Annotated in this window: 23 protein-coding genes, 1 other RNA gene and 1 riboswitch; of the genes, 13 read left to right on the plus strand and 11 right to left on the minus strand. The window is 56.2% G+C overall.

Going from position 1 to position 21,401, the window contains the following annotated elements:
* Positions 1–2: 2 nt before the first annotated feature.
* Both Q1B13_RS23245 and Q1B13_RS23250 read right to left on the minus strand, forming a co-directional pair.
* Entirely contained in the window at positions 3–1,946 is a 1,944-nt protein-coding gene (locus Q1B13_RS23245; RefSeq protein WP_299084735.1) for an extracellular solute-binding protein, read from the minus strand.
* Positions 1,947–2,118: 172 nt separating this feature from the next.
* A complete protein-coding gene (locus Q1B13_RS23250) occupies positions 2,119–2,634 on the minus strand; it encodes a cytochrome c family protein (protein ID WP_298937820.1) in 516 nt (171 codons plus the stop codon).
* Between the two features lie 120 nt (positions 2,635–2,754).
* On the opposite strand from Q1B13_RS23250, the gene Q1B13_RS23255 reads away from it, so the two are divergent.
* On the plus strand, positions 2,755–3,588 hold the full coding sequence (locus tag Q1B13_RS23255; protein ID WP_299084738.1) for a prephenate dehydratase: 834 nt from the start codon (positions 2,755–2,757) through the stop codon (positions 3,586–3,588).
* 13 nt (positions 3,589–3,601) lie between these two features.
* Here Q1B13_RS23255 and Q1B13_RS23260 read toward each other — a convergent pair whose 3' ends face one another.
* The 4 genes from Q1B13_RS23260 to nudC are packed head-to-tail and all read right to left on the minus strand — an operon-like array spanning position 3,602 to position 6,190.
* Positions 3,602–4,138, minus strand: a complete 537-nt coding sequence (locus tag Q1B13_RS23260) for a chloramphenicol phosphotransferase CPT family protein (protein WP_299084741.1) — start codon at positions 4,136–4,138, stop codon at positions 3,602–3,604.
* Positions 4,139–4,182: 44 nt separating this feature from the next.
* Positions 4,183–4,647, minus strand: a complete 465-nt coding sequence (locus Q1B13_RS23265; protein WP_299084771.1) for a GNAT family N-acetyltransferase — start codon at positions 4,645–4,647, stop codon at positions 4,183–4,185.
* A gap of 51 nt (positions 4,648–4,698) precedes the next feature.
* Positions 4,699–5,166: an SRPBCC family protein gene (locus tag Q1B13_RS23270; RefSeq protein ID WP_298937785.1), complete on the minus strand. Its 468-nt coding sequence runs from the start codon at positions 5,164–5,166 to the stop codon at positions 4,699–4,701.
* A gap of 40 nt (positions 5,167–5,206) precedes the next feature.
* Positions 5,207–6,190, minus strand: a complete 984-nt coding sequence (gene nudC / locus Q1B13_RS23275) for an NAD(+) diphosphatase (protein WP_298937784.1) — start codon at positions 6,188–6,190, stop codon at positions 5,207–5,209.
* Positions 6,191–6,366: 176 nt separating this feature from the next.
* On the opposite strand from nudC, the gene Q1B13_RS23280 reads away from it, so the two are divergent.
* The 3 genes from Q1B13_RS23280 (at position 6,367) to rsgA (ending at position 9,586) form a co-directional block, all read left to right on the plus strand.
* The gene (locus tag Q1B13_RS23280) at positions 6,367–8,250 is read left to right on the plus strand and encodes a bifunctional 2',3'-cyclic-nucleotide 2'-phosphodiesterase/3'-nucleotidase (protein ID WP_299084743.1); all 1,884 of its coding nucleotides are present in this window, start codon (positions 6,367–6,369) and stop codon (positions 8,248–8,250) included.
* A gap of 39 nt (positions 8,251–8,289) precedes the next feature.
* An RNA gene (ffs, locus tag Q1B13_RS23285) (signal recognition particle sRNA small type) lies at positions 8,290–8,388 on the plus strand.
* Positions 8,389–8,557: 169 nt separating this feature from the next.
* The gene (rsgA, locus tag Q1B13_RS23290) at positions 8,558–9,586 is read left to right on the plus strand and encodes a ribosome small subunit-dependent GTPase A (RefSeq protein ID WP_299084746.1); all 1,029 of its coding nucleotides are present in this window, start codon (positions 8,558–8,560) and stop codon (positions 9,584–9,586) included.
* 32 nt (positions 9,587–9,618) lie between these two features.
* Here the strand turns inward: rsgA and Q1B13_RS23295 are convergent, their stop codons facing one another.
* Positions 9,619–10,476, minus strand: coding sequence for a hypothetical protein (locus Q1B13_RS23295; protein ID WP_299084749.1), 858 nt, complete (start codon positions 10,474–10,476; stop codon positions 9,619–9,621).
* Positions 10,477–10,633: 157 nt separating this feature from the next.
* Positions 10,634–10,854: riboswitch (cobalamin riboswitch) on the plus strand.
* An 87-nt stretch (positions 10,855–10,941) separates the two neighbouring features.
* On the opposite strand from Q1B13_RS23295, the gene Q1B13_RS23300 reads away from it, so the two are divergent.
* The gene (locus tag Q1B13_RS23300) at positions 10,942–11,349 is read left to right on the plus strand and encodes a hypothetical protein (protein WP_299084752.1); all 408 of its coding nucleotides are present in this window, start codon (positions 10,942–10,944) and stop codon (positions 11,347–11,349) included.
* On the opposite strand, the gene Q1B13_RS23305 is transcribed toward Q1B13_RS23300, so the two are convergent.
* The gene (locus Q1B13_RS23305) at positions 11,341–11,853 is read right to left on the minus strand and encodes a protein-tyrosine phosphatase family protein (protein WP_298937779.1); all 513 of its coding nucleotides are present in this window, start codon (positions 11,851–11,853) and stop codon (positions 11,341–11,343) included. The two genes, Q1B13_RS23300 and Q1B13_RS23305, sit on opposite strands and share 9 nt — an antisense overlap.
* Before the next feature lie 125 nt (positions 11,854–11,978).
* On the opposite strand from Q1B13_RS23305, the gene Q1B13_RS23310 reads away from it, so the two are divergent.
* The 5 genes from Q1B13_RS23310 (at position 11,979) to Q1B13_RS23330 (ending at position 16,252) form a co-directional block, all read left to right on the plus strand.
* Positions 11,979–13,790, plus strand: coding sequence for a DNA polymerase III subunit gamma/tau (locus tag Q1B13_RS23310; RefSeq protein WP_299084755.1), 1,812 nt, complete (start codon positions 11,979–11,981; stop codon positions 13,788–13,790).
* A gap of 157 nt (positions 13,791–13,947) precedes the next feature.
* The gene (locus tag Q1B13_RS23315) at positions 13,948–14,292 is read left to right on the plus strand and encodes a YbaB/EbfC family nucleoid-associated protein (RefSeq protein ID WP_299084756.1); all 345 of its coding nucleotides are present in this window, start codon (positions 13,948–13,950) and stop codon (positions 14,290–14,292) included.
* Between the two features lie 62 nt (positions 14,293–14,354).
* Complete coding sequence (gene recR, locus Q1B13_RS23320; protein WP_299084758.1) at positions 14,355–14,948, plus strand: recombination mediator RecR; 594 nt, start codon at positions 14,355–14,357, stop codon at positions 14,946–14,948.
* A gap of 115 nt (positions 14,949–15,063) precedes the next feature.
* On the plus strand, positions 15,064–15,633 hold the full coding sequence (locus tag Q1B13_RS23325; protein ID WP_299084760.1) for a hypothetical protein: 570 nt from the start codon (positions 15,064–15,066) through the stop codon (positions 15,631–15,633).
* Between the two features lie 130 nt (positions 15,634–15,763).
* A complete protein-coding gene (locus Q1B13_RS23330) occupies positions 15,764–16,252 on the plus strand; it encodes a hypothetical protein (RefSeq protein ID WP_298937774.1) in 489 nt (162 codons plus the stop codon).
* Here Q1B13_RS23330 and Q1B13_RS23335 read toward each other — a convergent pair.
* The gene (locus Q1B13_RS23335; RefSeq protein ID WP_299084762.1) at positions 16,249–16,890 is read right to left on the minus strand and encodes a ribonuclease T2; all 642 of its coding nucleotides are present in this window, start codon (positions 16,888–16,890) and stop codon (positions 16,249–16,251) included. The genes Q1B13_RS23330 and Q1B13_RS23335 overlap by 4 nt on opposite strands.
* A gap of 130 nt (positions 16,891–17,020) precedes the next feature.
* Here Q1B13_RS23335 and Q1B13_RS23340 point away from each other — a divergent pair, with 130 nt between their 5' ends.
* Positions 17,021–17,779: a DUF1013 domain-containing protein gene (locus Q1B13_RS23340; protein ID WP_298937772.1), complete on the plus strand. Its 759-nt coding sequence runs from the start codon at positions 17,021–17,023 to the stop codon at positions 17,777–17,779.
* A gap of 52 nt (positions 17,780–17,831) precedes the next feature.
* The gene (locus Q1B13_RS23345) at positions 17,832–18,221 is read left to right on the plus strand and encodes a hypothetical protein (RefSeq protein ID WP_299084764.1); all 390 of its coding nucleotides are present in this window, start codon (positions 17,832–17,834) and stop codon (positions 18,219–18,221) included.
* Between the two features lie 54 nt (positions 18,222–18,275).
* Here the strand turns inward: Q1B13_RS23345 and Q1B13_RS23350 are convergent, their stop codons facing one another.
* Positions 18,276–19,307: a permease gene (locus Q1B13_RS23350; protein ID WP_299084765.1), complete on the minus strand. Its 1,032-nt coding sequence runs from the start codon at positions 19,305–19,307 to the stop codon at positions 18,276–18,278.
* On the minus strand, positions 19,300–19,608 hold the full coding sequence (locus Q1B13_RS23355) for a helix-turn-helix domain-containing protein (RefSeq protein WP_298937769.1): 309 nt from the start codon (positions 19,606–19,608) through the stop codon (positions 19,300–19,302). Before Q1B13_RS23355 ends, Q1B13_RS23350 begins: the two co-directional genes overlap by 8 nt.
* Before the next feature lie 130 nt (positions 19,609–19,738).
* Between Q1B13_RS23355 and Q1B13_RS23360 the strand changes: the two genes are divergently transcribed.
* Positions 19,739–21,199: a PLP-dependent aminotransferase family protein gene (locus Q1B13_RS23360; RefSeq protein ID WP_299084768.1), complete on the plus strand. Its 1,461-nt coding sequence runs from the start codon at positions 19,739–19,741 to the stop codon at positions 21,197–21,199.
* Positions 21,200–21,401: the final 202 nt, after the last annotated feature.

Below are 21,401 nucleotides of genomic sequence, written 5' to 3' on the forward strand. Positions count from 1 at the left end.
GGTTACCTCACCGCGCCTGCAGCTCTCAGTTTCTGGTATTTCTCTTCATTGAACCACCAGAAATCAAACTGCCCGACAGCCAGCGGCGGCAGTTCCTCGGGGTGTTCAAACATATCGTAGTAGGCGACCCAGGTGTCAGCCACATACCCAGTGGGCACCTGAATACGCAAATACCGAAGCACCCTGTCGAGCGACTTTAGGGCTGCAATCTCATCTTCGCGGGATTTCGTTTCCAGCGCTGCGTCGATGATCGCGTCCACAAGCGGCTCTTGCAATGATTGTGGGTTGTAGGATGACACCACCGCAGTCTCGGATCCATAAAACTGCTTCAATCCCGTCCCGGCCTCTAGGAAGGACTGGTTGCGGAAAAAAATCATGTCGAAGTCTTTGTCGTAATACCTTTGTATCCACTGAGCGCTGTCGATTTTCTCAACATTCACAGCGACGCCAAAGCTCTCCAGGTTAGCTGCATACGTCGTTACGATGGCTTCCGCCGTATCGGAAGTAGACGCCGAGAGCATAATCGTGATTTTCATCGGATTGCCTTCGGCATCCTGAAGCTTGCCACCCGCCGACACCGTCCAGCCTGCCTCTGACAAAAGCCTCAGCGCCGTTCGCTTGTTGGCGCGATCTACCGTTCGGTTTCCTTTCGAACTGTGGGCACGAACGGCTTCCTGCGTAAAGATCTCTTCTGGAACCAAATCACCCAATGAATTCAGGAAAGCTGTTTCCTGCTCGGTCGGCAAGCCATCGGCTGCAACTTCAGAGTTTTCCGCGAAGGAATGGCGCTGTTCGGTCAGACCGTATTGAAGCGACTCCGATGTCCACTCAAAATTATAGGCCAACCCAAGCGCCTCACGGACCTTTATGTCTTTGAATGGCTCGCGCTGCATGTTGAAAATGAAACCCTGCGGAGACGGTGGCACCATTACTGGGATGCTATCGCGTTTAACATAGCCCTTTTCTACTGCGGGGAAATCATAGCCTGTCGCCCACTTCTTGGTGCTGCCTTCGGCTCGAAACGTATAGATTCCGGCCTTGAAAGCTTCGAATTCAGCGGCGTCATCCGCAAAGTATTCAACCCGCACTGTTTCAAAGTTGTGTCGGCCCACGTTGATCGGCAGATGCCAACCCCAATAGTCTGGATTGCGGCGGTAGACTATGTATCGATTGAGCTCATAGTCATCGAGGACATAAGGGCCGCTCCCCATGGGGGTCTGCAGACTTTGCTTATCCAGTCGCTCACCTGTTTCTTCGTACCACGCCTTGGAAAACACTGGCGTGCCACCAACCTGCGAGATCAAAGACCGGCGCGATATTCCATCTACGAAGTTGAATTTGATCGTGTGGTCATCAATGATCTCATACCCTTCGATGCGCTGGCTAACGCCACGCGCATAGCTGCGAATTCCCTGTTCTAGAAACAGATCATGGGTGAACGCAGCATCATGCGCTGTCAGTGGTGTACCATCGGCAAAGCGCGCCTCGGGTCGCATATAGAAAATACACCATTCCTTGGTGCTCGGGTATTCAACGGATTCCGCCAGCAAACCATAGGCTTCGGTAATGGAATCCGCCGGTGAGGCAGACCCGAACGGACTGCTGCCGAACATGCTTTCAGCAATCAGGCCAGAATAAAGGCCCGCTTTACCTTGCCAGTTAAAGCGGTTCATCCCATCAAACGTACCGCGTGAAGACACCGAGATTTGGCCCCCTATCGGAGCGCTCGGGTTCACATAGTCAAAATGTGGAAAATCTGCCGGATACTTAAGGTCACCAAAATAGGAGTACCCGTGCGCCTTAATAATGTCGCTACTTTCGCTCGCCGCCGCAAATGCGCCTCTTACGCTCGGCGTCAATGCTGCAACGGCACTTCCGCCCAAAAGCTGCAGTGCAGTCCGCCGCTGCATACCGCCCTGTACCGGTTTCTTGCGTCTAACTGTCATGCCCGCGTCTCCTACACCCCTTGGAACGTCTTAATGCGCCTAAACCTAGCTAAAGGTCCAGTGATTACAGTAGCAAGTTTAGAACGCGTGAGCGCTTTGTGAAGATTTCTTAAGACAAAAAAACCGCTGCAAGGGGCAGCGGCTTTGAAATTCTTCAATCTTCAGCAAGCAATCAGTTGCCGATTGTCTGCAGGTAAGCGATCAGATCAGCGCGTTCCTGAGGTTTTTTCAGGCCAGCAAAGCTCATCGATGTTCCGGAGATATAGGCGCTCGGGCGTTCCAGGAAGGCGTCCAGTGCTTCGGGCGTCCAGTTGCCACCGTGGGCCTGCATTGACGCAGAATAACCGGTAAAGCCCTTGGCCGAAGCGACAGGGCGGTCAACGATCGCATACAGGTAAGGACCAGTGCCGTTTGCGCCATCTTCCAGCTTGTGGCAGGCGGTGCACTTGCGGAATACTCTCGCCCCCTTCTCAGGGTCAGCGGCAGCCAGCATGTCCTCAAAAACTACTTCTTCGCCGTCAGCGCTTTCGCCAGAGCTTTCGGTTTCGATAATGTATGCGGCCTCAGCATCGCCGTGGCCACCACCTGCATAATAGAGGATATCCGCCCCCCATTTGGCCAGAAGCAGCACCAGGAAAGTGCCAAACAGGCCTGCCGCGGCCTTGGTAACTGTCATCGTGTCGAACATTGATCGCGTGTCCATTTCAGCTGTCTGCGCAGGTGTCTAAGGCTTCCCCTAACGAGAGGCAAGGTATAGACACCGCGACTAAACGCCCAATTTGCCAACTTGTTGCACGGAATCGACCTAATGACCAATCGCATCGCATTTCAAGGGGAACCCGGCGCCTATAGCCACGAGGCGTGCCGCAACGCGCGCCCAGATATGGAGGCCCTGCCCTGCCGAACCTTCGAAGATGTGATCGAATCGGTTCGCGCGGGTAAGGCCGATTTGGCGATGTTGCCGGTTGAAAACACGACCTATGGGCGCGTGGCCGACATTCATCGGCTTTTGCCCCATAGCGGGCTGCACATCATCGACGAAGCTTTTGTCCGGGTTCATATCAACCTTCTGGGTGTTCCCGGGGCCAAGCTAGAGGACATTGCCGAGGCTCATTCCCATCTTGTGCTGCTGCCGCAGTGTGCGACTTTCCTAAAAAAGCACGGTATCCGCGGTCGTGTCAGTCCCGACAACGCCCGAGCGGCTCGCGAAGTTGCTGACGTCGGCGACGTCCATTCTGCTGCGCTGGCCAGCGAACTGGCTGGAGAAATCTATGGCCTGAATATATTGGCCCGCAATATTGAAGACCACGGCGACAATACGACCCGTTTTCTTGTCATGTCCCGACAGGCCGACCAGTCGCGTAGGGGCGAACACGGCATGATCACCAGTTTCGTGTTTCAGGTCCGCAACATCCCTGCGGCGCTCTACAAAGCGATGGGTGGATTTGCCACCAACGGTATCAACATGACAAAGCTGGAAAGCTATATGGTCGACGGCTCATTCACGGCGACGCAGTTCTACGCCGACATCGTGGGTCACCCCGAGGATCAAAATGTGCAGCTTGCCATGGACGAGCTACAGCACTTTACGACCAATGTGGAAATCCTGGGCGTTTATCCTGCTACACAACCACGCGGCTAAACGCTGTCCACAATTACTCATGGCTGAATTCTGACCGTCGCTCACCTCTGCGCCACGCGGTCAGAATCCTGCCCACATTGGCTGCAACATCTTCCGTTCCGTTGACCTCCAGGTCATATACCCTGCCCTCATGGATACGTTCCTGGTCCCGCGCAGCACGTCCCAAGGGTCTTTCACCACGCAGGCGTTCTTGCTTGATCAGAACCGAAATCGGGCATTGCACAGCAACAAACAGAACATCATGCGACTCCAGACGCGTTTTAAGGTCTTCCGCCCATCCCGGTGTGTCGAGTATGTGTTCAAGGATCAGGTTGTTACCCGCATCGGCATACGCTGAAACAGACTTGTGGAACCCGTCAAAAATCGGAGACCTGTCTGAAAGCCAATCAAAGTCCTCTGTCCCATACCGGGCCATCGGCAGAACACCGGCATCCCTTAAATGGTCGATGGATACATGCCAGAACGGTACTTCGATCTGTTGCTGTAAGGCGCGGGCAATCGTGCTTTTGCCGCTGCTGGACGCACCGTGGAAGAATATGATCTGCGACACAACTGACCCCGCTTGCTGAAACTAGGTCCGTCGACTACGCAGTTTTAGGACGGCAACTGATACACTTTCGACACAGCATCTTCCAACTGCCGATACTCCCGGAAGCCCATAGCTTCATAATAGGCTAAGCCTTCAGCGTTTTTCGCACCAATCGTTGCGTCAATGAAGGTCAGGTCAAAGCCATGTGCAGCATCAAGCGTCAGGGCAAACAAGCCGCGTCCAACGCCGCGCCTGGCAGCCGAGGGTCGAATATGAGTGCCTATTATGCCCCAACCAACGGCTACGTCATAAGGGTTGTCCGCGACAGCATGCCTGAGAGACTGAAACCCAAGTATGCGCCCGCTCTGATCACCTGCCAGAGTACATCTAATGCTGTCAGGATGACTGATATAGTGACCCAAGACAAACTCAGCGCTGCAGGGTTTTCTTCTCTTTCCCGCATCGAAAAGATCTTGCAAGACGCTCGCGATCCCCTCGGCGTCACTTTCTTGCGCAGTTCTAAAAATCACGATGCTCAAACACCCGGTCCTGTCTGGTTGTTTATCCGCCCAAAACGGGCCTCAAGACCCATGCAAATGGCGCTGCTCCAGCTCTCTTGCGAAATCACCCAGACGCACTTGAAACTGCCTGCGAAACCGGGATTGTCCCAGCTTCATTGACTGCAGCAACAGACGCGCCGGCAGAGACTTGGCAGCCAGAGACATCTCTACGCTCAGGCGAGTTCTGCGCTGCGACAGCGCCAGAAAGTCGACCGTCGTAATCCCGGTCATTCCTTTGCTGGTTGCCTCAAACCTCATTTGTGACGGGCGGTCACAATCTGTCATCAGCACCGACATCTGACGCGGCTTTCCGCGCAGCTTGAACTCGGTTTCCCATGTTGTTCCTGCCGTAACTACAGAACTATCTGCGCTGCGCCGCACATCGATCCCACGCCGCATCGCCATACGCTCGAAACGCTCAAAATCGGCGACCATGTCGAACACCGAGTTGATGGGGGCTTCGATATCTTCACGCGCTGAAAACTGCATGTCGGCCTTTTGTTGATCTTAGTTACTGCTCAGTGTTTCCTCAGGCCAGCGTATCTGCAAGCCAGTTTTGCAGCAAAAAATGTGCGATTGCACCTTTTCGCGCCGGCAATATCTGCGGATGCTCTCCGGCAAAGGCCTGCATCATCTCGGTCTTACTGACCCACATTGCCTCTTCGATTTCGACCGGGTCGATGACAATGTCGCGCGACAATGCCTCACCCGCACAGCCGAACATTAACGACGCCGGAAATGGCCAGGGCTGACTTGAGAGGTATGAGACAGCGCCGACGGGTACACCCGCTTCTTCCATCACTTCGCGCCGCACGGCAGCCTCAAGCGTTTCTCCCGGTTCGACAAATCCCGCCAACAGCGAAAACATCTTATCGGGCCATCCGGGGGAACGCCCCATCAAAACAGAATCACCGTGGGTAATCAGCATGATAACGACCGGATCCGTTCGCGGGAAATGTTGGCCGCTACACGAAGGGCAACTGCGCTGCCACCCGGCCTGAGACAAATCGCTGGCAACACCACAACGTGCGCAAAAACGATGGGTTTCGTGCCATCCAATAACAGCCTTGGCAGTCGCGGCAAGTTCGGCATCCCGAGTGGGTAGCCGGGTCATGATTCGACGCAATTCGGCAAACACATACCCGTCCGGCAATTCAGGGTGCTGTTGTTCGGACCTGTCGACAAACGCGCCGAGAGCAGAGAGGTCGTGCCCGTGGGCCGTCCAATCCGAAATATCTGCCGCAAAGAACGGCGCGCCCTTTTCGCCAAGCCCCAGAAAGATCGGCGTTTCGACGATGCCGCCGGGCCCATTGGTGACCAGGACATGTGTCATTGGCACAAACCCAAGCTGATCCAGGGCTTCACCGGTTACCAGAACCTTGCCGCGCCAGAGCAGCAGGCATTTTGCGTTTGGATCACTTGCAGCCGCGGTTAGCTTGTCTGCGTCGCTTCGAAGATGCGCGGCTCGATCCAGGCCAGAGCCGCCGAAAGTCACCTGTTCCGCATTTTTCATTGAGTTTCCTTTGGATCTTGCGCACAGGGCTGCCACGACTAGGCCCTCGTTGCAACGCAATTCACCGGCAACGAATTCGGACAATGCCGCCAAAAAAGCCTCATGGTCGCCTCGAAAATTTCTTCATTATGCTTCTAATTGTATTTGGTTGAGCAGCAGCATCTAAAAGTAGAAAATTGAGATCTAATCAACGACCCTCAAGGCCGATTCAGACCAAGGCACCAAGCGGGCGTATTCGCATTTTAGCGACGACCGACTTGCACATGAACCTAACAAGTTTCGACTATTATTCAGACAAGCCGGATCCAACACTTGGCTTGACGCGAACCGCCAGTCTTATCCGCGCGGCCAGACGACAGGCGGAAGACGACATTGTCCTGTTGTTTGACAACGGAGACTCCCTTCAAGGCACGCCCCTAGGCGAGTGGGCGGCGCTAAATGACGGCACCCATCCAATGATGCAAGCCTTTGAGGCATTGGGATACGACGCAATCGGGCTAGGAAATCACGATTTTGGCTTTGGTCTGAACGCGCTGGACCGAATCCTTGCACAGGCGCCCTGCCCAGTTCTGTGTAGTAACTTGCATCGGCAAGGCAATTCCGCGCAGCGGTGGCAGGATCATGTGATACTCGACCGCGTCGTGCCGCTGGACGGACAGAATACTGCCATTCGCGTGGGCGTCTTTTCGGTACTGCCACCCCAGACAACACGATGGGAAGCACACCATTTACAAGGCAAAGTGATCTCGGAAGATATCCTGAGTGCGGCGCAAAAAACTGTAACCAAGCTGCAGGGCCTTGGCTGTGATCTGATTGTTGCACTTGCGCATTCAGGTCTCGGGCAAACCCATGCCAGCGCGGGGTTGGAGAACGCCGTGATCCCTTTGGCTGCCATCGACGGGGTTGATGCAATTGTTGCCGGGCACACCCACTTGACCCTTCCTGGCTCTACGCACGAAAGCCTTCAGCACGTCGATCATTTGGCCGGGCTGGTCCATGGCAAGCCTGTGATCATGCCAGGCTCTGCCGGATCCCATCTGGGCGTTGTTGACCTGAGTGTAACTCGCAATTCGGACAATAAGTGGCACGTTGAAGATCACTGCGTTGAGTTGCGGTCTATCCACTCCCCCAGCTCTGGGGTTTTAGCACCTGAAGACCAAGACATAGTCCATCTGATTACACCTGGGCACACCCAAACGCGGGCAGCAGTGGCGAAACCCGTCGCTCGGGTTGCACAAGACATGCATAGTTACTTTAGTTTTTGCGCACCTGACCGAGGGCTTGCTTTGGTCGCCGCCGCACAGGCCGCAGCCCTGCGCCCATTCCTGCGCGGCACCGCGTCGGAAAATCCACCCATGCTTTCGGCAGCATCCCCTTACAAGTGCGGCGCTCGCTCGGGTCCCCGATACTACACTGACGTGCCTGCCGGAGAGATTTGCCTGCGCCATATTGCGGATTTACATGTTTTTCCCAATGAACTGCGAGCAATACAGGTCAACGGCGCACAAGTCTTGGACTGGCTTGAGATGTCTGCAGGCACCTTCAACCAAGTCTCACCGGGTACAGAAAACAACCTGATAAATCCCGGGCGGGCCGGGCATAATTTCGATGTTCTCTTTGGCTTATCTTATCAAATCGATCCATCAAAACCGCCTCGATTTGACGCGGATGGGACGCTGATCAATCAGAACTATGGCCGGATCAAGAATGTAACGTTTGAAGGAAACACGCTCCGACCGGATCAGAAATTCGTCGTGGCCCTCAACAACTACCGGGCCAACGGCGGCGGTCACTTTCCATTCATTGCGAACGCTCAACCGATCAGTTTGCCGCCATTGGATATAAAAAGCGCATTGCGGGACTATTTGTCAAAACACCTGCCAGCGGATCCGATGGAACAAGCACCCTATCCCTTTGCGATTCTGCCTCTATCAGGTGCGTGCGCGATTCTCAGGACGGGCCAGGGCGCGCTCAGGCATCTGGGCGAGTTGGATGTGTATTCGCCCCAGGTGCTAGGCACCGATGCGGATGGTTTCGTGCGTATCCGCCTGACGCTCTGACGGGTTGTCTTTTTCTCAAGCTTTCCCTATATCGACACCTGAGAGGTTGGCGCGGGCGAGCGCCTCGCCAACCTGGTCAGATCCGGAAGGAAGCAGCCACAACGAGCCCCGCTTGGGTCGATGTCCAACCTCTCACTTGACGCTAGACACCAAAGAGCATTGGCCGAAGGAGGGCTTTTATGATTGTAGCAGACACCCTTCGGGCAGCCCGGTTCTAGTACTCGAACCTCAAACCGCCTGAACACATAGCCGACAGGTGCGCGCATGCCATCTGTCCGGGTTACTGTACCTGAACACAGGCAGAACAATGTCCATATTTCTATCGGACCTGGGATGGTCCCACCACTTTGCCGCACAACACGCGGCCAATTCGTCTTGCGTACCGTTTCGTATCACAGCCGTTCATCGCGATCGCCTGACCGGGCTGGGCACGGATGGCGAAACACCTCTGCTCACCCTTGACCGACCGACAGGCGATTATGCGGTCGGAGACTGGGTGCTGGCGGACGAACACAATCGCATTCGGACCCTGCTGGATCGGCGCAGCGTCCTGAAACGCCGCGCAGCCGGCACCGGCGCCGAAGCGCAACTGATAGCAGCAAATGTCGACGTGCTGTTTATTGTCAGTTCGTGCAATGCTGATTTCAACTTACCCCGGTTGGAACGATACTTGGCACTGGCCAATCAAGCTGGATGCTATCCGGTCATTGTGCTGACCAAGGCCGATGTATGCGATGATCCGAACACATACATTGCTCAAGCTCAGACTTTGGCACCTGTTGTGACGGTTGTTGCAATCAACGCGCTGGATCAGACAGAAGTCCAGCAGGTCCTGTCCTGGTGCCCGTCCGGCCAGACCGCAGCGCTGGTTGGATCTTCGGGGGTCGGCAAGACGACACTGGCCAATGGGATGACGGGTCAAGACGAGGCAACCGCAGGCATTCGCGAAGATGATGCGCATGGTCGACATACGACAACCTCACGCGCGCTGCATCGCATGCGAAACGGTGGCTGGCTGATTGACACGCCCGGAATGCGTGCCTTGCGTTTGCTAGACGCGCAAGACGGCGTGGATGAGGTGTTCTCAGACGTTTTAGAGTTGGCGAGCAAGTGCCGCTTCTCGGATTGTCAGCATATCGCGGAACCAGATTGCGCAGTTCAAGGTGCCATTGAAGACGGCGTGCTGGACGCTTCGCGTCTGGAACGATGGAGAAAACTGCGACGTGAGGATCAGCGAAACTCGGAAACCGTGGCCCAGTCCCGCGCGCGCGACAAGGCGTTTGGCAAAATGGTCCGTTCGGTGATGAAAGACAAAAACTCTCGCAACGGCCGATGATATCTGGGCGCCGAGTTTTCGGCGCCCATCCCTTACGCTATCAACCTAGGCCAGACAGCCGCATTCCGGCGGGCAAACGCCCCGATGTGACCGACTTCGGTTAGACCAAACTCAGACGCAGACAAAAGATGCTGTTTGGTGTCAGGGCCGTAAAGATCCGCCAGCCGCCACACTGCGTCCGGAGGGACCATCTCGTCATCTTCGAAGGCAAACAGGTCTGCGGGAGTTCCTGTTTCTGACCATTTGACCGCCGGTAAATCGAGGCCTATTTCAGGAACGTAATTCAATGGCGCCGTGCACCATTTGCGCCATTGCCAGTAAACCGAAGCTGGCAGGTCCGTGCCGAACCCGATGGCCTTTCCTGGCAGGTACCCCAAAAGACGCGCAAGCAAGGGTGCGTGCCCATACCAGAACAACCACGCCAGCGCACGATACGGCCAAGGGTGATCTTTCAGTGTGACCAGCCCCGAACATACCCCAATCATTCGGTCGATCTGACTAATGTCGGGTTGAACCGGGCCCAGCATCGCGCCCACCGAGTGACCGATGGTCCATTGCTTCGCTTTCGGAAAGCGCCGGCGCATCTCGGCCCTGGCCGCGGGCATATCAATCAGCGCCCAGTCTGCCATAGTGACTGTGGATTTGTTGAGATCTCCGGATAGAGAGTGCCCAAAGTCCCGGTAGTCATATGTCAGGCAGGCCATGCCCTGTTCTTCCGCCAGCCACTGCGCAAAATATCGGTAGTAATCTCGTGGAACTCCGGTTGCGCTGTTTAGAACAATAACGATTTCTGGCTCGGAAACTGGCCGATAGAGCCGTGCCGAAAGCATCGCCGGCCCGGACGGGAACCGAAAGTCTTCGGTCAATACCCTTTGCTGTGTGTCCAACATAGCGACCTCGGAAAAACTGAACCAATCGGTTCACCACGCTCAAATGGCACCAATTCCTGTACCCGAGTCAACACCAGTTCAGGTTGACCACACGTCCGCTTGGGATTGAGTAGGAGCGCAAGACATAAAGTCCAGCTTGACTCAGGGCACAATCAGACGCTAGCGATTGTGTGATGGTTCCTGCCCCCTACTAGGGGTCGGGATGAAAAGGGAACACGGTGCGGTTCTGACCGGATACTCCGGACGATCCAAATCCGCGACTGCCCCCGCAACTGTAAGCGGAAAGCAATGCCGAAATACCACTGGCCCAATGGCCGGGAAGGTCGGCAAAGCGATGACCCGCAAGTCAGGAGACCTGCCATCGGAACTGTAACCGAAACTCGGGCGGGGTGTCCGGGCAGGTCCTGACAGCACACCGCCGTCCTGCCTGATCCAAGCCCCTGTCCGCCGCGCAGAGGGCGCAAGATGATCTGGAAGACAAGAACCCACGAATACACAGCAACCGTTTGTCAACGGACAGGCAAGACATGCCCTGCACTGGCCCGAATGGCGCGCGCGATGGCACAGGCTATGGCAGAAGCTCATCCAGTCACCACTTCGGAATTCGAAATCGAAGGCAGCAGCGAGTTGACCTATTGTCCTGAGGGGTGCACTGCGCGGTTTCGGGCCCAGCCCGATCAGATGCGCGTGTTTTGCGGCACCGATGCCGCGGCAAACACCAAACAGCTGGACGATTATGCCAACATGATCTTTGGCACCGATATCCAGACCATGCCATCCGGGATCATCGCAACGCCGCCTTGCGCAATGCTCGAGGTTTTGGCTCTTAAACCTCGCGAACCCGTGCAGATGGCCGTGCAAATCTCAACCTGATCTGACGCTCACCTCTTCCAGGGTCGAACCGACGGCCCATGCCATTTGTTCGTCTGTTTCGACGGCACAGGGGCGCAAGGCGCGCAATCGTACCAGCGCCTTGTCGGGCTGTTCGCCACATTCGACCATCAGCCGTAGAACAAGCATTCCCGACCGGCCGCAACCGCCCTTACAGTGCAGCATGACACGACCGCCTCCAGACAAGGCATGGCGCACGGCAGAGCTGACGGACGGCCATTCATCCAGAACGGTGCGGGGTGGCGCGTTAAAGTCTTCGATTGGCAGATGAACCCATCGGCTAGCCCGACTTTGAATATCGCTGCCAAAGTCCTGCGCGCCGGCCTGAAACATCTCGACTTCGGTTGCCGTAGAAATCACAAGACCCGGCTTCCAGCTCGAGATTGTGTCCAGATCACCTGCGTAGTCCCCGCCGCGACCGGGCATTGATGTAAGGGCAAGCGTGCCTCCTCCAACTTGCAAGGCGTAGATCACCAGCTGAGACATGTAACGCTCTCCCCCCTTTAATTACCGTCGCGAAAAATAGTTCGTGAAATGTACCCCTCTAGCAATACGCGCATCCGGTCCGATTCCAAAATAAAAATCCTCGCACGCTGCTGTGGACGCGGGCGATGGTGACCACTACGCTGTGCCGAAGCCCCGAATCCGCCAGAGTAAACATGACCGACGCACCCAGCCCCGCCTATCAGGTTCTCGCCCGCAAATACCGCCCGGAAACCTTTGCTGATCTGGTGGGTCAGGACGCAATGGTGCGCACGCTGAAAAACGCGTTTGAGGCGGATCGGATCGCGCAAGCCTTCATCATGACGGGCATCCGCGGCACGGGGAAAACCACCACCGCACGCATAATCGCCAAAGGCATGAACTGCATCGGTTCCGACGGCGAAGGCAAACCAACAACCGAACCTTGCGGGCAATGCGAACATTGTGTGGCCATCATGGAAGGCCGTCATGTCGACGTTATGGAGATGGACGCCGCCAGCCGCACGGGTGTGAACGATATTCGCGAGATCATCGACAGCGTCCGCTACCGCGCCGCCAGCGCTCGCTACAAGATTTATATCATTGACGAAGTTCACATGCTGTCGACCAGCGCTTTCAACGCGCTGCTCAAGACGTTGGAAGAGCCGCCTGAACATGTGAAGTTCATCTTCGCCACCACCGAGATTCGCAAGGTTCCGGTTACGGTTCTGTCGCGCTGTCAGCGATTTGACCTGCGTCGGATTGAACCCGAAGACATGATAGGCCTGCTGCGCAAGATAGCAGCGGCCGAAAACGCCGAGATTGCAGATGACGCGCTGGCGTTGATCACGCGGGCCGCTGAAGGCTCGGCGCGTGATGCTACCTCTTTGTTGGATCAGGCGATTTCTCATGGCGCGGGCGAGACCACCGCAGATCAGGTGCGCGCCATGCTGGGTCTGGCAGACCGCGGACGCGTACTGGATCTGATGGATATGATCCTGCGCGGTGATGCAGCAGGGGCATTGACAGAGTTGAGCAGTCAATATGCCGAAGGGGCTGACCCGCTGGCAGTCCTGCGCGATTTGGCCGAGATCACACACTGGGTTTCGGTTGTGAAAATCACACCCGATGCAGCCGAGGATCCGACAGTATCACCGGACGAGCGCGCCCGTGGTCAACAAATGGCCGAGGCGATGCAAATGCGCGTTCTGACACGGATGTGGCAAATGCTGCTGAAAGCGCTGGAAGAAGTCTCCGCAGCCCCGAACGCCATGATGGCGGCGGAAATGGCTGTCATTCGTCTTACCCATGTGGCCGATTTGCCAAGCCCCGAAGAGCTGATCAAGAGGCTGCAAGACTCGCCACCTCCGACTGTTGGTGGACTGGGCGGAGGTGTCCCGGTGTCTGGAAAAAGCACTGCTCCCGTTCAGGCGAGTGCCGCAATTTCGACGTCTGCCATACCGGCCTCACACGGGTCGGGCGGTGCGCCTGTTGCCGCGCTTGCGCAGGATGTGCAAGCAGCACTCGCGCGCTATCCAACATTCGAGCACGTTGTCGAAATGATCCGCTCAAATCGGGATGTAAAGTTGCTGGTCGAGGTTGAAAACGGGGTGCGCCTTGTCTCGTACCAGCCGGGTCGCATCGAGTTTACGCCGGCTGCACCCGCCCCAACAGACTTGGCCCCTCGTTTGGGATCCGCGCTGCAACGTTGGACAGGCAATCGGTGGGCCGTTTCGATTGTGTCGCATGGTGATGCGCCCACTATTGGTGAAGTGCGCGATGCTTCCGAATTGGCCTTGAAAGCAACTGCATCTGAACATCCTTTGGTTCAAGCCGTTCTGACGCAGTTTCCCAAAGCCCGGATCACTAGAATTGAAACGCCGGAACAACGGGCAGCAAAGGTCGAGACAGAAGCCCTGCCCGAAGTTGAGGACGAATGGGATCCGTTCGAGGAAGACTGACGTCCAAACTGTCCAAACTGGATGAAACGAAACCGGGGCTCAACGGTAAGAAGGGCCTTGCCAAATACCTTGACGACGGGCGGGAAGCCCCTCGCCCCTTGTGCCGCACGGATGCCGTCCGTATTTAAGGCTCAAACCGATTTGCAGGAGAACAGCGATGCTCAAAGGACTCGGCGGTCTGGGCGATATGGCCAAGATGATGAAATCCGCACAGGATTTGCAGACCAAAATGACGGATATGCAGGAAGAGCTAAACAACATCATGGTTGTCGGCGAATCCGGCGCAGGGTTGGTCAGGGCCACTGCCTCGGCAAAAGGCGAGTTGAAAGGTCTGGACATCGACCCGTCGATCTTTAACGGGGACGACAAGGAAGTGGTCGAAGACCTGATCCTGGCCGCGATCAAAGACGCACAGGCCAAGGCCGCTGAACGCTCGCAAGATGAGATGGGCAGGCTAACAGAAAGCATGGGCTTGCCGAAAGACATCAAGCTGCCGTTCTGATACACCCGCCTGACGGGTTATCGGCCGGGCTCAACGCCCGGCCCATTTACGGGAGCGCGCCGGTGAGTTCGAACAGCGACATCGACAACCTGATCGACCTGATGGCCAAGCTACCCGGTCTCGGGCCCCGCTCGGCCCGCCGTGCGGTGCTGCACCTGATCCGCAAGCGTGCTTTGCTTTTGACACCTCTGGCCGACGCCATGCAGCAGGTGGCGGCCACTGCCCGTGAATGCCTGAACTGCGGAAATGTAGGCACCACCGACATCTGTGACATCTGCGACAGCGAAGTCCGCGCGACCGGAGAGCTCTGCGTGGTCGAGGATGTCGCCGACCTTTGGGCCATGGAGCGCGCTGCAGTCTTCAAAGGCCGCTATCACGTTCTGGGCGGGACCCTATCAGCCCTGGACGGGGTTGGCCCAGACGAGTTACGCATTCCCCGCCTTAAAGACCGGGTGACAGCCGAAGGGATCACCGAAGTTATTCTGGCGTTGAACGCCACCGTAGATGGCCAAACCACCGCCCATTACATCGCAGATCAGTTGGAGGGTCAGGTGCGCCTGACGTCATTGGCGCAAGGCGTGCCGATCGGCGGCGAACTGGATTATCTGGATGACGGTACGATTTCCGCAGCACTCAGGGCACGAAAAGAACTGTGACGGCTGAGGCTTGCCAATTGGAAAATCACCAACGAAGCTTACGCCCGAACCCAAGCACGTAGATGTCCAAACTTACTGAGACAGGGCGCACGCTGCCTGTTCCATTGGAGAAAAGATGCCAAAGATCTTTGCATGGCTAATTGTTGCAGCATTTGCCTTAACACTTGCTGGATGCACCACAAAGCCAACTGCCCAGCAATCTGATATCGATGGGCTGGCGTCGGAAATTCGCGGACTTGGACCAGATGTTGATCCGGAAGAGGCCACGCGAGCGGCCCAAATCGCGCACAGCTATTCACTTCAACTCGCACAGGAATATCGGGTCACAGATCCACCAATCATTCACAATGCCAAGGTCATTCATGGATTTCGAGAACGTGGTCTTTGCAACGACTGGGCCGAGGATCTTCAAAAACGCCTGAACCAGGAAAACTTCCGCACGCTGACCATGCATTGGGCCACCTCTCCGCCAACAGACTTCAGGATCATCCATCATTCGGCCGTGATCAGCAAACGAGGCGATACAGTGCACGATGGTATATTGCTGGACCCCTGGCGGTACGGTGGCGTCTTGTTCTGGTCAAAGCTCGATGCCGATAAACGATACGACTGGCGGCCTCGGATGGAAGTCCGCGAAGAGCTGATCAATGCTCGACAGATACGAAAAGCATTCAACGAAAACTAACCCGCTTCAAGAAAGCCCCTGCCCATTTCGGAATGGCATCCTCATTCAGATTTCAAAATGTCGTTGGGGCAGAAGAGGATAACGGTTAGGAAGAGGGGACTTTAACGTACATTTGTCCGGAGCAAATTATATGAGCCGTGTTCTCGCCCTGATTTTAGCCACTTTCACTGCCACCGCCGCCTGGTCGCAGGAATTGATCGACAAAGGTTTTGTCGAGGGGTGGAACATCATGATGGACCCGAACCTCGGCAATGGCTGCCTGATCCAGACTGTCTATCAGGACCTCTCGGTGGTTCGCCTGGGCTATGACGCGCTGGACAATCGCGGTTATTTCACAGTCTACAATAAGGCTTGGGGTGATATCGAGCCGGGACAGAGTTATCCGATCCGGTTCGAGCTGGATGGGAAAAGCTATGACGCTACTGCCATCGGGTTCAAACAGGATCGCGTGCCCGGCGCGACGGTGTTTTTCACCGACCGCGACTTCGTCAATGCAATCGCCCAGAACAAGTCCATGACCGTTTACAACCCTGCGGGTGAGGTCGTCATGGCGATCGACCTGAAAGGCACCGCCAAGGCGTTGGATTACGCCCGGGACTGCCAGAACAAGACGCTCTAGCGAATCGGATCGAACAGCGCATCTTCGGCCGTGCAGTCGCGGATCACGTCGCGGCCGCAGGGCACGGGATTCAAATCGCGGGACAGGCACAGGCGAACTTCTTCGATGTAACCCTGTTTGCAGGTGATGGTGATCATATCGGGCGCCAAGGATGGGTTAGCCTTCAGAAATGCATCCTCGACTACCGACGCGGGCAGTTTGACCGACGTGTCCAGCTTGCGGAATACCTGCGGGCGCTGAACGCTTTCATACGCCGCACGAGACAACGCGAAATAGTCCGTTGCGCTGAGACCCGAACAGGAACCGTGTTTCTTCCACTGATGCCAGGCAAGACCGGAACTGCCCTGAATGTCTTGCATTTCCCCCGTCATGCGACGGGTGGGTGGCGCCTCTGAGGTGCTGCAATACGACGGCCAGCCCTGATGAAACTGCGGCCAAAGCCCGTGCAGCACCCAACCATGGTCATGGCGCGCGTCGCATTGATCCGACTCGCGCGCATCGCCTTCGCGCGCGCACCAGTTTGGCGACCAGCTAAGCGACAGGACATAGTAGTCGAACTCACCGGCCTTCTCTCCATCGGCCAGCGCTGATATCGCGCCGAACGCCCACAGTACCAGCCCCGCAATCACCTGGCGCATTCGCCTCTTCCCTTCTTTGGCTGGCGTGACTATATACAGCCCAAGTTCCCCGACAACGGAAACCTGCCTCAATATAACGAGGCCGCCGAATTCCGGCGACGGGACAGATGTATTTAAAGGAGACGGTCTGATGGCAAAACCTCTGATGGCCAAGGCAACCGCCGTTTGGCTGGTGGACAACACCACGATCAGCTTCAAGCAGATCGGTGATTTCGTGGGTATGCACGAGTTGGAAGTACAGGGCATCGCGGATGGTGATGTGGCTGCCGGTGTCAAAGGGTTTGACCCAATCACCAACAATCAACTGACCCAGGACGAGATCGACGCCGCGCAGGACAATCCGCTGCACAAGCTGAAGCTCAAGTTCAATCCTTCTGCTGCTGGTGAGGAAAAACGCCGGGGTCCCCGTTACACGCCGCTGTCCAAACGTCAGGACCGCCCAAACTCGATCCTGTGGTTGGTCAAGTTCCACCCTGAACTCAGTGACGGTCAGATCGCCAAGCTGGTCGGCACCACAAAGCCAACCATCCAGTCCATCCGCGAACGGACACATTGGAACATTTCCAATATGCAGCCGATTGATCCGGTTGCTCTGGGTCTGTGCAAACAGTCGGAACTGGACATGATCGTGCAAAAGGCTGCCGCCAAGAAGGCCGCCGAAGGTGGCGTCATGAGCGATGATGAGCGTCGCAAACTGGTGTCGACTGAACAATCGCTTGAGATGGATGCCGCGCCGAAAATTCCGACGGCTATTGAAGGGCTGGAAACCTTTTCTCTTTCAGATGATCCAGAAGATGAAAAAGACGACGAGCCTATCGTGGACGCTGACAGCTTCTTCAACCTGCCCAAAGGCGGCAGCGACGACGACGAAGACGAACCCCGTCCTTGATTCCTAAATATACCGGCCCGAACAGGCCGGTTCCTGTTTGTTCGGAAACCCCATGCTGACCGTTCTGTCTGCACTTCTTGGACCGCACCGTGCCGTTTCAACCTATGCCTTTCTGAAGACCTGGGGGCTGGGAATAGCGGGTGGTGCGTTAATGATCGCAATCGTTACCACATTGGTTTTATTGGGTGACGACGGGAAGCACGAGCACCATTCTTTCATGACCGTCCCGGTATTGTCGGCAACACCAATCAACGGGGACCTCAAAAACGGGGTCGTCGCCTCGGTTCGGTTGCCAGATGGCAGTGCCGCTTCGATCACGTCGACCGAAGCCCCTATATCGCAAACGGTTGGAACCAGCGCGTGCATCGAAAAACGCGTCTATGTAGAGAGTGGCGAACCCAGATACAGGTTCAAACTGCCACGGTTTTGCGAGGCGGGTTGAACCTGCCAGAAGATACGAAAAGCCGTCCGACAATATACCGGGCGGCTTTTTCTTTCAGATCATCTGGAACAGGATCCCGGTGACAATCGCGCCGCCAACACCAAGCCCAAGATACGTCGCAAAGACGCGCGGTTTTACCAGCGACCAAACTGCCGCCATTGCCGGGATCGAGCTGACTGCACCAGCAACCATAAATGACATGGCCGCACCTGCACTCATGCCCTGCTCCATCAGGCCCGCCAGCAATGGCGGTGCGACATAGGAGTTCAGATAGGCAGGCATCCCGACCAGCGCCGCGATAACAATCGGCAGAACCCCTTCCCCGCCGACAACACCAGCGATCAGGTCGGCTGGAACATAGCTGACCAAAAGCGCTTCGAGCACGTATGCCAAAGCCAACCATTTCAACAGGAACAGACCATTTTGCAGAAACTCTGCCCGAAACCGAACCCGGCGATCGGGATCCTGCCAAAACTTCCAGACCGGTTTTTCGTCAAGCTTGGGACCGCACCCACAGCATCCTGCTGGTTTGTATTCTCGCAATGGCTGGGCAAATGCGCCCTGCCGCATCAACAGGCGAACGGCGAACCCCCCGAACAAACCCAGCGCAACCGCTGAAACCGCCTTGCCAATGGCGAATGGCCAACCCAAGGCGCCAGCGGTGATCAACAAAGTCGGTGGATCAATCAGCGGTGAGCTTAGCCAAAAGGCCATGACCGCAGACAGCGGAGCCCCCAATGCCAGCAGTCCGGCTATAAAAGGAATAACCTCGCACGAGCAAAACGGGGCGAGTCCACCAAACAACGCCGCCAGAAAAATCATCCGGGTTTCACGGCCTTCAAATGCGCGTGCCACCATGACCTCGGCACCGGTCGCTTTCAGATAGGATAACAACAAGACGGCAAACAGGATGTACTGGCCGGTATGGGCCAAAGCCTTTCCGGCGAAGGTGATGACCTCCACCCAATTGCCCGGATCCAAAATGGCCACGGCAACAAGTAGTGCGACGATCAAGGCCCAGGGTGTTTTGATCAGGTCAAGCGCGCCCTTAGCCACCACTCTTGGGTTTTGCGTCAGTTCAGCCATCGTTTGCCGCCTTTCCAACTTCGTCCGCACAGCATTCGCTGAGGATGAACTGCGCCAGATTTCTCAGCTCACCATAACAAGCCCGGTTGATCGTGCTGCGCCCGATCTTCTCTTGCTCGACAAGCCCGCCCGCCGCAAGAAACCGTAGATGATGCGCCAAAGTAGACGGTGCTATTCCTGTCCGGTTTTGGATGTCCCCAACGGTTAGACCCGCCTCGCCGGCGCGAACCAGTGTTTTCAGAACTTTCAGCCGGGCTTCTGATCCCATTGCCGAAAAACCGGCAGCCGCGGTTTCCCACATCTGATTTCTCCATATAACTAACTTTCTAGTTATTTAGTTTATTAGAAAGCCAACGTCAACCGCAGACGAAAGTTTCCGGTATTTCGTAAGTCCAGATTGCCCACTTCTTAAGTCCACCCTATAAGCAGGTATGGGGATTTCGGTCGACACATTCTTTCTTGAACTCAATGGGCATGGGACGCTTCAGGCTCAGATCCAGCAGATGATCGCCGAGGGTATTCTGTCTGGCCGCTTTCACGTCGGAGAGAAGCTGCCCTCGTCGCGCAAACTGGCCGCCCATCTGGGTGTCAGCCGGATCACTGTAACGCTGGCCTATACCGAGCTTTTGGCCAATGACTACCTGACCGCCAAAGGCCGTTCAGGCTATTATGTTTCAGAAAACGCGCCGGTTCCTCCAAAATACACGCCAGTTCAAAAGCAAGCGGAAACAGTTGACTGGGACACGGCACTCGCACGTCGTTTCGTTGACGCGGATGTGTTGCCGAAACCCAGTGACTGGCGAGAGTATAGCTATCCTTTTATCTACGGGCAGGTGGACCGGACGCTGTTTGATCACGCCAACTGGCGGCTCTGTGCGGTGCGTGCCCTGGGGCATAAAGATTTTGAATCGCTTACAGCTGATTACGTGGATCAAGATGACCCGCTGCTTGTCGAATTCATCGCCCGTCACACCCTCCCTCGTCGCGGAATCACCGCCCGCCCCGAAGAGATCTTGATTACCTTGGGGGCCCAGAACGCGCTTTGGTTAGCCTCACGTATTCTGCTGACCCACAATCGTACCGCCGTCATCGAAAACCCCTGCTACTACGCCCTGCGGAGCCTTTTGAATCACTGGGACTGCAAAGTGACTCCGCTGGATGTTGACCGGAACGGGTTGCCGCCTGAGGCCCTCCCTCAGGATACGGACGTCGTATTCACCACGCCGAGCCATCAAAGCCCCACAACCGCGACCATGCCTGTGAGCCGCCGCAATCAACTGCTCGACCGCGCACGAGACCTGGACGCAATGGTGGTTGAGGACGACTATGAATTTGAAATGGCATTTCTGGGGGCTCCCTCGCCGGCCTTAAAATCCATGGACCGCGACGGCCGCGTGATCTATGTGGGCAGCTTTTCAAAATCTCTGTTCCCAGGATTACGCCTTGGCTACATGGTCGGATCTGAGCCGTTTATCCGAGAAGCACGGGCCCTGCGGTCGCTGGTACTACGTCACCCACCCGGCCACATACAGCGGACCGCAGCGTATTTTCTGTCGTTGGGCCACTACGACGCACAAATACGGCGCATGTCAAAAGAGTTGGAGCAGCGGCGCAACATTATGGACAAGGCGATTGACGAACACGGTTTGACGGTGGCAGGGCGCGGCGTGATGGGCGGCTCATCAATGTGGATGGCGGCTCCGGACTCTGTCGATACGGCCCGGCTTGCCCAAAAGCTACAAAATCAAAGTGTTCATATTGAACCGGGTGCCCCGTTCTTTTCAGGCCCAGACCGGCCGCAGAACTTCTACCGCCTCGGCTACTCGTCCATCTCATCCCAACAAATTACGCCTGGCGTGAAGCTGATCGCGGATACCATTCGCGCGGGTTAAACGGTTTTGGACCTAATCCGCCTTTCGTTCTGGCCCTAACGCCCTGACACCCCTTGGGCCTAAACCTAATTCAAAGGCTGGGCTGCCCGTCCGGCTTCACCCATTTATGCGCGGAGACGACTCAGATGAAGATGACGACGGAAGAGGCTTTTGTTAAGGTTTTGCAGAAGCACGGGATTGAGCATGCGTTTGGGATCATTGG

The organism is uncultured Ruegeria sp. (genome assembly GCF_947489545.1).
Lineage (GTDB): Bacteria > Pseudomonadota > Alphaproteobacteria > Rhodobacterales > Rhodobacteraceae > Ruegeria.